Source organism: Gordonia sp. CPCC 205515 (assembly GCF_048537925.1).
Classification (GTDB): Bacteria; Actinomycetota; Actinomycetes; order Mycobacteriales; family Mycobacteriaceae; genus Gordonia.
The window spans coordinates 496,714-508,613 of record NZ_JBCLVJ010000010.1 but is presented as its reverse complement, the minus strand read 5'-3'; the positions used below and the strand labels follow the sequence as shown (position 1 = coordinate 508,613).

Here is an 11,900-nt window from a genome sequence, read left to right as displayed (position 1 = left end):
CGATGCGCGAGTATGCAACTGCTCGAACGTCACCGGACCCGAAGGAGCCTCGAGCGCAATTGCTTGCGGTTCGTGCGCCGCAGCCAGGGAGACCAGGTCCAAGACTGCCGGTGTCACACCCCATGGAAGAGAAATCTCCCTGCCTCCTGATCTCTGCGGGGGTAACCGAAATCGGTCGCTGTCATCCGGTGACCGGATTCGTCACGAGTCGGCCGGCGCTGGACCGAATCTCGCCGAGTACTTCGTCGAGCCCTGCGGGCCCGGCGGTCGCCAGTCCCGGCACACTGCTCATCAACGCCATCGTCAGTGCCGCATCCGAGCCCGGCGCCACTACCGCCATCGCGGCCATCGTCGCCGACAGCTGCTCGAAGGTGACGGCGAACCCGTCGCGTATCACTGCGGTCGCCGCCGGATCGATTTGCGCAGCCAACACCAGCAGGTCGGGCAATCGCAGGTCGGACTCGACATCGCTCTCCCCGTCGGCCAATTCTGCGCTTGTGTGGATCACAATGTCCCCGACTATACAGGCGGCGTCGGTGGCGACCGCACCCAGAACCTGGAGGAGCCGCTCGGTCAGCGTCTCGACCGTGTCGGCGTCGAACAGGTCAGTGGCGTAATGGAACTGGCCACGCATCGCCTCGACGTCGCTGCCGGCGGGCGAACCGCCCGGATACAGCGTCAGCTGCAGGTCGACCTTGGCGCTGACCAGTTCCTCCGGGATTTGCGACACCCGGAGCCCGTCGAGTTCCACTTCCGGGAACTCGAGGTTCTGGAAGGCGAACATCACCTGATAGATCGGGTTGTACGACGTCGGCGGCGCGTCGAGGACATCGGAAGCGATGGTCTCGAACGAGATGTCGGCGTTGCTCATGTCGGCGAGGTCGTCGCGGCGCACCTCCTCGAGCAGTTCGGCGAAACTCTGTTCCGGCCGTACCCGTGTGCGCAGGGCCAGCGTGTTGACGAACATGCCGACGACGTCGTCGAGGGCGCGGTCGTCACGGCCGGCATACGGAGTTCCGATGACCACGTCGTCCTGTCCGGACAACCGTGACAGGAGCACCGCGAAGGCCGCGTGGGCCACCATGAACAGCGTGCTGTTCATCTCGCGCGCCACCGACACCAGTGCCCGCACCAGCTCGGCCGGCACCTCGAACTCGACGAGGCCACCGGTATAGCTCGGCGCCTTCGGCCGCGGCCGATCGGCACTCAGGGTGATCAGTTCGGGCGCACCGGACAGTCGCGACCGCCAGTAGTCGAGCTGTGCCTGGGCCTCGGTGCGGCCATCCGCGCCGACCCGCTCGAGCTTCTCGGTCTGCCACAGGGTGAAGTCGGCGTACTGCACCCGCAGCGGCGTCCACTGGGGGATCACCCCGCGCCGCCGGGCGGCGTAGGCGGTCATCAGGTCACGCGCCATCGGGGCCATCGACGACCCGTCGCCGCAGATGTGATGGACCACGAACACCAAGACGTGGTCGGTGGGGCCGCTGCGCAGGACGGCCATCCGCACCGGCGGCTGCGCCGTCACATCGAAGCCCTCGCCGGTGATGGCCCCGATCGCCTCGGTCACCTCTCCCTCGACCGTCAGCACCCGGAAGTCGAGTCGGTCGTCGAGTGCGTCCGGCGGGATGATCACCTGCGTCGGTTCCCCGGAGATCATCGGGTAGGTGGTTCGCAGCGACTCGTGCCGCACCACCAGATCGAGCGCCGCCACCCGCATCGCCGTCACGTCGAGGTCACCCTCGACACGCAGCGCGAGCGCGACGTTGTATGCCGACGACTCGGGAGCTGCCTGGTTCAGCAGCCACATGCCGCGCTGGATCGTCGACACCGGCACCAGCTCGGCCCGCTTGCGCGGACGCAACCGCGGCGTCGACTCGCCGGGTGCGGCGCTCGACAGGTGCACGGCCAGGTCACTGACGGTGGCGGCATCGAACAGCTCGCGGACCGAGATCCGACGATCCAGTACTTCACTGAGGCGGGTGGTGACCTTGACGGCCGACAGGGATGTCCCGCCGAGGCCGAAGAAGTCGTCGCGAGCACCGACCTGATCTCGTCCGGTGACCTCGGCGAACACGCCGGCGATCACCGACTCCAGCTGCGAGCGCGGTGCGACGTAGTCGTCGCTGGCGGCGAGCTCCACCGGCGGCAGTGCCTTGCGATCGATCTTGCCCACCGGGGTGAGCTCGAACTGATCCACCAGCATCACGGTGTGCGGCACCATGTGGCGCGGCAGTCGCTCGGCGGCGAAGGCCAGGAGCGCGTCGGGGCCGATGGTCGAGCCGGACGTGGTGGTCGCATAGGTCACCAGCAGCGTGTCCCCGCCGGGCACGGTCACCCCGACACTGATGCAGGTCACCACGTCCGGGTGTTCCTCGATGACCGCGTCGACCTCGCCGGGTTCGATGCGCAGGCCGCGGATCTTGATCTGGAAATCGTTGCGTCCGTGATAGACGATGCGGCCGTCGCGGCCCCGGGTGACCCGATCGCCGGTGCGGTACAGCCGTCCGCTGCCGTACGGGTTTGCGACGAATCTCGTTGCGGTCAGCGATGTCTGGTGCAGATAGCCCAGTCCGACCTGATCGCCGGCGAGGTACAGCTCGCCCATCACGCCGGCCGGGGCCGGGCGGAGCGCGGAGTCGAGCACCAGTGCCCCGACACCGTCCCACGCCGAACCGATCGTGACGTGGTCCTCGCGCGCCATCGGACCGTCGACGGTGACGATCACCGTGGTCTCGGTGGGCCCGTATGCGTTGAAGAACCGGCGATCCGACCAGCGGCGAACCAGTTCGACGCTGCACGCCTCACCGGCGGCCATGACGGTCTGCAGGGTCGGCACGTCGATCGGATCGATGGTGGCAAGCACCGACGGCGTCATCATCGCGTGGGTCACGCCACCGTCGGCGATGACCCGCGTCAGCGCGGCGCCGGCGTATTCATCGATGCCGGCGACCACGAGCTCGCCGCCGGAACACAGCGCCATCAGCAGTTCGAGGATCGACACGTCGAAACTGGGCGAGGCCACGTGCAACACCTTGGCGGCAGCGTCGACGTCGAATCGGCGGATCGAGCTGACCGCGAGATTGGCCACCTGACGGTTGCTGATCGCGGTCGCCTTGGGCCGACCGGTCGACCCCGACGTGAAGATCAGATAGGCCAGGTCATCCAGACTCGGCGGGTGCGCGAGTTCGCCGGTCTCGATGGGCGCACCGCTGTGTCCGGCGATCTGCATCTCGAGGTTGGGGTCGTCCAGGGCGAGCCACTGCATGCCGACCCGATGTGTCGCGGCGTGGCCGGCCCGGGTCAGGCCGATTCGGGCCCCGGTGCTCTCGAGCATCATCTCGCGGCGCTCGGACGGATACGTCGGATCGATCAGCACGAAGGCGGCACCCGACTTGATCACGGCCACGGTGGCGATGATCGAGAGGGTGGATCGACCGATCTCGATCGCCACCACCTGACCCGCACCGGCGTTCAGCCGGATCAACTCGCGGGCGATCTGGTTGGTGCGTGCCTCGAACAGCTCCCGGGTGACCACCGTGTCACCCGACAACGCGGTCGCGGAGAGCTCCGGTAACCGGGCCGCCGCGCTCAGCACCTCCCGGAACGTCTGCGGGGTCGCCGGATTGTGTACGGCGGTGACCGCACGCACCTCGTCCCGGGTGAGTAGATCGATCGAACCGATCGGCGCGGTCGGTTCCGCCACGAACGCCGACAGCAGGCGCTCGAACTGATCGGCGATCGCGGCGATCGTCGATTCGTCGAAAAGTTCTGTGGCGTAACTGAACTCAGCGACAATTCGCGGGCCGTCGGCTCGCTGCACCTGAGTGAAGGCGACATGCAGGTCGTACTTGGCGGCCGGCACTCGGGCGTCGAGCAGCCGGACGCCGGCGTCCGCACCGGGGGCGCCGAGCCGGTCCTGCTGCCACGTCATCAGGACCTCGAACAGCGGCGACTGGGTCAGCGACCGGTCGGGGGCAACGGCCTCGACGACCTGCTCGAACGGCACATGGGCGTGGGCCAGCGCGCGCGCGCTGGTGTGGCGGCTGCCCCGCACGACGTCGTCGACGGTGTCCGACTGACGCACCTGCGTCCGCAGGACGACGGTGTTGACGAACATGCCGACGATGTCGGCCAGCGCGGGATCGTCCCGCCCGGCCACCGCGGTACCGACGGTGATGTCCTGACCACCCCACAACCGCGACAGCAGCACCGCGACCGCCGCGTGCAAGACGTGGAATGTCGAGGAGCGGTTGCGGTGCGCCAACGCCGCGACGGCGTCGACCAGTCGCGCGTCGATCTCCCGATCGACGTATGCGCCGTGACCGGTCGGCATCGCCGGCCGAGGTCGATCGGTCGGCAACTCCACGACATCGTCGAGGCCCGCCAGTTCAGTCGTCCAGAAGTCGATCTCGCGATGCGCGAGCGACGACTCGTCGCTCGGATCGCCGAGCGCGTCGTGATGCCACAGCGTGTAGTCGGCGTACTGCAGGGTCAGCGGTTCCCAGGTGGGTCGCCCGCCGGCGCGGATCGCCTCGTAGGCGGTGAACAGGTCGGCGACCAGCGGGGTCAGCGACATGCCGTCGCCGCAGATGTGGTGGAGCACGATGACGACGTAGTTCTCGTCGGGTGCCGCCACCACGGCGCACCGCACCGGTACCTCCGCGATGAGATCGAAGCCGGTGGCCGACAGTTCGGCGATCGCCGCATCGACCCCGTCGGCGCTGATGTGGCGGACGGGGGCGATGATCTGGTCGATGACCGACTCGGCGGACAGGATCTCCTGCACCGGTTCTCCGTGCACCGACGGATACCGGGTACGCAGCGATTCATGGCGTTCGACCACGGCGGCGAACGCCGCACGCAACGATTCCGGATCGTGGTCGGGACCGAGCGCGACCGCCCCGGCCATGTTGTAGGTCGGGGACTCCGGGTCCATCCGATTGACGAACCACAGGCGCGTCTGCGCAGGCGACAGCGGGAGGATCTCGGGTCGCTGCGCGACCGGCGCGACTGCCGGACCGAGCGTCACCGGTGCGGCACCCTCGATCGTGCGGGCGAGGTCGGCGAAGTCTTCGCTCTCGAACAGCTCGGCCAGCGGTATCGAGACCCGGAAGGACTCCCGGATGTGCGACGCGAGACGCGCGGCGTCCAGCGAGTCGCCGCCCACCGTGAACAGGTTGTCGCGCATGCCGATCGGCGTGACACCGAGCACGTCGGCGACGACGTCGGCCAACCGCATCTCGACCTCCGAGGTGGGCGCGACGTAACCGGTCGAGCGTTGCACCGGCGCCGGCAGCGCGCGGCGATCCAGTTTGCCGTTGACGGTCAACGGGAGTTCATCGACGACCATCACCACGTCGGGCACCATGTAACCGGGCACGCGGGTCCCGACGATCTCCCGGACCGCGGTGGGGTCCACCTCGTGTCCATCGGTCATCGTGATGTAGCCGACGAGCTTGGCTCCGGAGCCGGCTGTGGCTTCGACGACTAGCGCTGCGGCGGTGCCGACACCCTCGACGGCGCGCAACGCCGTCTCGATCTCGCCCAACTCGATTCGGAATCCGCGCAATTGCACCTGCGTATCGGCACGACCGAGGTATTCGATGTCATCCCCGACGCGTCGTCCCAGGTCACCGCTGCGGTATAGCCGCCCGCCCCGACCGCCGGGATCGGCGACGAAACGCGATGCCGTCAGATCGGGTCGTCGCAGGTACCCCTGGGCGAGTTGATCGCCGGCCACGTAGATCTCCCCGACGGCATTCTCGGGGACCGGCCGCAGGCGGCGGTCCAGGACGCGCAGCGCCAGCGATGACAGCGGTCGCCCGATGAGACTGCCGACCTGATCGCGCACGAGTTCGGGTGTCAACGGCCGGAAGGTCACGTGGACCGTCGTCTCGGTGATGCCGTACATGTTCACGAGCGCGACGTCGTCGCCGAAGGCGTCGTACCAACGCGCCACTGCATCGAAACGCAACTCCTCGCCGCCGAAGACGAGGTAGCGGAGCGCCAGGCGACGCGGAGCCCTCTTGCGGGTCTCCGAGAGCAGATAGAAGGCTGAGGGGGTCAGCGATGCGACGGTCACCGATTCGCGCTCGAGGAGTTCCAGGAACTCTTCGGGGGCACGTGCTACCGAGCGATCGACGATGACGCACCGGCCGCCGGTCAGCAGCGGTCCGAAGATCTCCCAGATCGAGAAGTCGAAGGCATAGGAATGGAACAGCGTCCACACGTCGTCGGCGGAGAAGTCGAACTCCGTACCGGCCACGTCTATTAGCGTCGTCACGTTACGATGCGCTACCGCAACGCCTTTCGGCCTTCCGGTGGAGCCGGAGGTGTAGATGACATAGGCCGGTGCACCGGACGTGGACGGCCCGGTCGGTTCCGGCCCGTCCGGCGCATCGGTGGCGAGTTCGTCGATGGTGACCGACGGGACGTCGGCAAGCCAATCGGCCTTCTCACCGGTACCGATCACGAGGACCGGAGCGGCGTCGGAGACGATGTGCGCGAGCCGGTCGCTCGGATTGCCGGTGTCGAGCGGCAGATAGGCCGCACCGCTGGACAGGACTGCCAGGATCGCCACGACGAGGTCGACGTCACGCTCGGTCGCGATGCCCACGAGGTCGCCTTCACCGACTGCCCGCGCACGCAGCGCGCGTGCGACCGCCGCAGACCGATCGTCGAGTTCGCGATAACTCAGCGTCACCCCATGAGGATCGGTCACCGCCGGCCGATCACCGTGCGACGCCACCATTCCGGCAAACACGTCCACGATCGACGTCTCGGCGTTGGGGGTGGGACCCACCGGCACCGGGAGAGCGGCCAACAGGGCGTGGTCGGAATCCATGAACATGTCGATGTCGTCGACCGACCGGTCGATGGCTCGCTGGTCGAGGAAGCCACCCAGGAAGACGAGGAATCGCGCGTGCAGTTGCTCGAGTTCGTCCTGGGTGTAGAGACCGGGATGCCCGTGCAGGTCGATGACCAGCGGTGCACCCGGGCTGCTCTGGTAGAGATTGAGCAGCATGTCCTCCAGGATCCCCGACGAGAGGATGTGGTACTCGGCTTCCGCACCGACCACCTCGATGGGCTTGTCGAAGAACATCATGTTGACGACCGGCCCGAAGGAGGCCGCGGCCGCGTCGAGATTCCCGGCATCGCGACGGATGTCCTCGACCCGGTAGCGCTGGTGACGCAGAGCGCCGGTGAGCTCGATCTGGACCTTGTCGATCAGGTCACGGACGGTGCCGGCCGTCGTCTCACGGGTCCGGACCGGCAGCAGATTCGCCAGCATTCCGCCGGCACGCTTGATCTTGGCGGTGGCGCGACCGGTGACTGGGAGGGTCAGCACGATGTCGTCGACTCCGGTCATCCGGGCGACGAAGGCACTGAAAGCCGCGGTCATCAGCACCGCAGGCGACGAGTTGAGGTCAGTTGACAGTTGCTCGAGCCGTCGCTGCCGCGCCGGTTCCAGCACAGCCGAGGTGACGAGATTGGCCGGCTGCAGTGCGGCGGTGGCGCCGCGACGCGACAAAGTGACCCGTTCGGGGAAGTCGGCGACGCGGGAACGCCAGTGAGCGCCGTCCGTCTCACGCCGGGTGCTCGCCTGATACTTCTGGTCGTCCTCGACCAGTTCGACGACGGACGCGACCGGCTTCTCGTCCAGCGTCTGACCCGTCTTTGCGGCGTTGTACCGCTCGACGGCCATCCGGATCTGCGTCAGGGCCGCGTAACCGTCAATGCCGATGTGATGACCCCTGCCATACCACACGGTACGTTCGTCGCTGACGCGGAGGAGTGCACCGACCATCAGGCTGTCGGTGAGTAGGTTGACCGGTGCCCGGTACTCGGCGAGCATCCACTCGTGCGCCGCGACGAACGGGTCCGCCTGCCCGCGGAAATCCAGGATGCGTATTTCGTCGGGTTGATCGAAGTCGATTACCTGGCCGATTGCCCCATCGTCGTCGACAATCCGCAAATAAGGCGCTTGGAGAACTTTACTGGCATCCAGCAGACAATCTGCGAGAAGTCGATGGTCGAGCCCGTCCGGTTCGTGCGCGAGATCCAAGTAGTGCGCGATGTTGACCGAATAGCCGGGCGAAAGCTGCTCGGCAAACCACATGCCCCGTTGCGCCGCGGTGAGCGGCACAAATCGGGCTTCCCCGGTCAGCGGCCCCCGGTCGTCCGACGCGATGACCTGCTCTTTCCACTTGCTGGCGGTCAACGGACTCGCACCGCCGCCGCGGGCAGAAATCCGGCTTGCACCTGCAAATACTTCATAACTGAATGCGAACCCTCCTTTGAGACCACAAATGCCCGCTTCCTCACGTATCAACACCTCTTTCGTCCCCGGGGCGGCCAGACCAGAGTCGCATTATGCGTTCAGGACTTCAAAATGTCGGCAGCGGTATCTCAGGTTTCACTCGTGGTCAGGGTAATAGTTCCATCAGTTCCAACAGATCCTCAGTTCAGTATTTCGATTCCACGGTCCAGTGTGTTACACCCAATGTCGAGATGTCGCGATCTCACCGAAAAATCTGCCAATCTTCAGTCGTTCGAGCGAACGGCGTAACGTCTGGCCGCCCGAGCGCGGTTGTCACAACAGTGTGGAATGCAGCAGTCTTCGTGAACCGAGTAGTGCGCTACGCGAAGGGGAGCCACCCCGTCACGCGTCCGAATCGCCAGTACTCGATTGAGCGTGGCGACGTCGCGTTCCCCACACCAACTGCGTATGTTGAAGAGGCCAGGGACACGTGCGACAGTCAGTCCTGCCGAAAAGGAGCGATATGTCCGACACGTCACGAGTGCCAGCGAGGAACCGTGATGATGTGGCCCTGGCTAGTGGACTCGCTCCCGATGACCCTCGGCAAGGCGATCTGAACACGTCAAAGCACGTCACACCACTTCTGCACTCGGCGGATCCGGACTCGACAGGCCTGCCGACGCCAGATCCGCTGCGGGCAGGTTCGGGCGAGCCCCGGCGAACCGAGCACCGATCGCACGTCGGTCGGCACGCCGCCCCGGACGGTGTTGGATCCCAGTGGCTCATCAATACCCTCACCGATCCGCCGCCGCCTGAGATCTCGGTCACCTCCACCCTCGACCTGTCCAAGCCTGAACCGTCCGTACGGCATGTCGAATCCGAAGTACCGACCTCGGCCCGCGTCGCACCCTCGTCATCGACACAGACCGCCTCGTCCGTTCCGGTCGCGCCGACCGTCCCGCAAGCTCCGACCGCTCCCCCCAACGCAATCGAGATCAACGGCCTGAACAAGAAGTTCAAGGACATGGTGGCCGTCGAAAGCGTCAGCTTCGTCGTGCCCACGGGCTCCATAGTTGCGCTGCTAGGGCCCAACGGTGCCGGCAAGACGACCGTCGTGAACATGCTCTGCACACTATTGGTGCCCGACGGTGGGTCGGCGACGGTGGCCGGCCACAGTGTCCTCGACGATCCCGCCGCAGTGCGTCGTTCGATCATGCTCACCGGGCAGTTCGCAGCGCTTGATGAATCGCTGACCGGAAAAGAGAATCTCGTTCTCTTTGGGCGGCTACTCGGCTTGTCGAAATCCGAGGCGCAACAGCGGGCTACCGACCTGCTCGACCAGTTCGACCTTTCCGCCGCGGCCAACCGGATGGTGCGCGAGTACTCGGGCGGAATGCGCCGTCGCATCGATATCGCGTGCGGGTTGGTGACGATGCCGAAAGTGGTATTCCTCGATGAGCCGACAACCGGTCTCGATCCGCGCAGCCGCCAAGAGGTGTGGCGACTCGTCGACGGTTTGCGTCAACGCGGAGTGACCACCTTGTTGACCACTCAGTACCTCGAGGAGGCGGATGCGCTGAGCGACAGCATCGTCGTGATCGACCACGGGCAAGTCATCGCCGAGGGCACCGCCGACCAACTCAAGGAGCAGACCGGGTCGTCGTACTGTGAAGTCACCCCGGCTCACATGGACGAACTTCCACGTCTGCGTGCGCTGCTCGGCGACCTGATCGGCGACGCCGATGACCGACCGGTGCCGGAATCCGACGAAACCCCGCAAAACACCTACTCGTTGTCAGTCCCGGCTCGCAACGGGGCTGAGACCTTGGTGGAGGTGGTGCGGCGCACCGACGATGCGGGTATCCGCCTGTCTGACGTCGCGCTTCGCCGGCCCACACTCGACGAGGTCTTCCTCGCCCTCACCGACCCCGAACAACGGACTGTCGCGAGATGACCGTCCACGAACCCGACACCACTACCGCGCAGATCCAAACCCGAGGTCAACTGGCAGCGTTGACGAGCCGCGGGCTGAGCGGGATGGTCCGCAACGGTGAGATCATCTTTGCGCTTATCTCACCGGTATTCCTCACCGTCTGCTTCTATCTCCCGCTGCGTTCCATCATGGATCAGACCCCCGGCATGGACTATGCGGAGTTCCTCATGCCGATCATCATGCTGCAGTCCGTCGGTTTTATGGCCTCGTCGGCAGCGATGCGCTCGTCCCTCGACGGCACCAAAGGAATCAGCACCCGTCTGCGAGCTCTCCCCATCCCGACTTCCTTACCCGTGATCGCACGACTGGCGACCAACACCGCCCTACTGGCGATCTCACTCGCCTGCGCCACCATCGCGTGCCTGGTCATCGGCTGGCGACCGCACGGCGGCCCAGTCGACACTGTCGGACTGTATTTGGTCGCTGTCGTCGTCGGAATGTTGATGGCGCTGATCGCCGACGCTATCGGACTTCTCGCAAACAGCCCAGAGGCCACCAGCCAGGCGCTCACCCTGCCGATCCTGATTCTCGGAATGCTGTCGACAGGATTCGTGCCGGAGAGCCAGTTCCCGTCGTGGATCGCCCCATTTGTGCGTAATCAGCCGATTTCGCAGTTCACGAATTCGATGCGCGCTCTCAACGAGGGCAACGTAACCGCGTCCGTGTTGATGCCCACCGTCTGGTGGTGTATCGGCCTGGCCGTGGCGGCTGTGGCGATGATGTATCTGGGCGTTCGGAAGGTGACGCGATGACCACGACCGCCCGGGTGGCCACCGATCGCGATACCGAGGACCCTGCCCAATCCGAAGGCACACTCAGGGCGTGGGCCGTCCAGAGTATGGTCCTGACTGGACGTCAAGTGCTCGTCCTCTTTCGCGACCGCGCAACAGTGTTGCAGATACTGGTGGTTCCGGCGCTGACGATGGTCATGTTCAAGGTCGTTCTGGGGGACGCCATCGGCTCTGCCACTGGCTCCAACAGCGCGTACGGAACAGTTCCCCTCGTGATTCTCGTCAGCGCGATGTTCGGCTCTATCGCGAGCGGGGTACGCCTCAATCAGGAACGCGCCACCGGACTCCTCGGCCGTCTGTACGTACTTCCGATCAATCGGGCGGCGGACCTCACCTCACGACTGGGCTGCGAGGTGGTCCGCATCGTCATCACGAGTGTGCTGCTGTTGATCGCCGGACTCGGCATCGGTTTCCGTTTCACTCAGGGACCCCTCGCTGTTCTCGGTATTCTCGGTGTCGCGCTCCTGTTCGGGCTGGCGTTCTCGACTTTTGTTTTGACCGTGTCAGTCAGTACTCGGCCCAGCGTGACCTTGGTGCCGTTGCTCTCACTGTTCTCGAGTGTGCTGATGTTCTTCAATTCGGGATTCAGTCCTGTCGACGCCTACCCCGCGTGGCTGCAACCGATCGTCGAGAATCAGCCGATGACGCCCGCCATCGAGGTGATGCGCGCGATGGCGTCGGGCGGACCGATCACCGCGAACTTGATCAAAGTGATCATCTGGACGGTTGTCGTCGTGGTGATCTGCGCCGTTCCGGCACTTCGCGGTTACCGAAAAGCGGCGACCGCTCGTTGATTTCGTCACCACCGCCGACAGTTCGTCAGTAGTTCTGCGGGCGGGCGTCGGTCGCCTACGCT

Annotated in this window: 4 protein-coding genes; 3 read left to right on the top strand and 1 reads right to left on the bottom strand. The window is 65.7% G+C overall.

Annotation, left to right across the window (positions count from 1 at the left end; genetic code table 11):
- Positions 1-181: 181 nt before the first annotated feature.
- Complete coding sequence (locus AAFP30_RS17395; protein ID WP_419231220.1) at positions 182-8,221, bottom strand: amino acid adenylation domain-containing protein; 8,040 nt, start codon at positions 8,219-8,221, stop codon at positions 182-184.
- Between the two features lie 604 nt (positions 8,222-8,825).
- On the opposite strand from AAFP30_RS17395, the gene AAFP30_RS17390 reads away from it, so the two are divergent.
- From AAFP30_RS17390 to AAFP30_RS17380, 3 genes are read left to right on the top strand one after another with little or no spacing between them, the layout of a single operon-like run.
- The gene (locus AAFP30_RS17390; protein ID WP_419231219.1) at positions 8,826-10,214 is read left to right on the top strand and encodes an ATP-binding cassette domain-containing protein; all 1,389 of its coding nucleotides are present in this window, start codon (positions 8,826-8,828) and stop codon (positions 10,212-10,214) included.
- Positions 10,211-11,005 (top strand): ABC transporter permease, encoded by a 795-nt coding sequence (locus tag AAFP30_RS17385; RefSeq protein WP_419231218.1) that lies wholly within the window; start codon positions 10,211-10,213, stop codon positions 11,003-11,005. Before AAFP30_RS17390 ends, AAFP30_RS17385 begins: the two co-directional genes overlap by 4 nt.
- A complete protein-coding gene (locus AAFP30_RS17380; RefSeq protein WP_419231217.1) occupies positions 11,002-11,838 on the top strand; it encodes an ABC transporter permease in 837 nt (278 codons plus the stop codon). The genes AAFP30_RS17385 and AAFP30_RS17380 overlap by 4 nt, the downstream gene beginning before the upstream one ends.
- Positions 11,839-11,900: the final 62 nt, after the last annotated feature.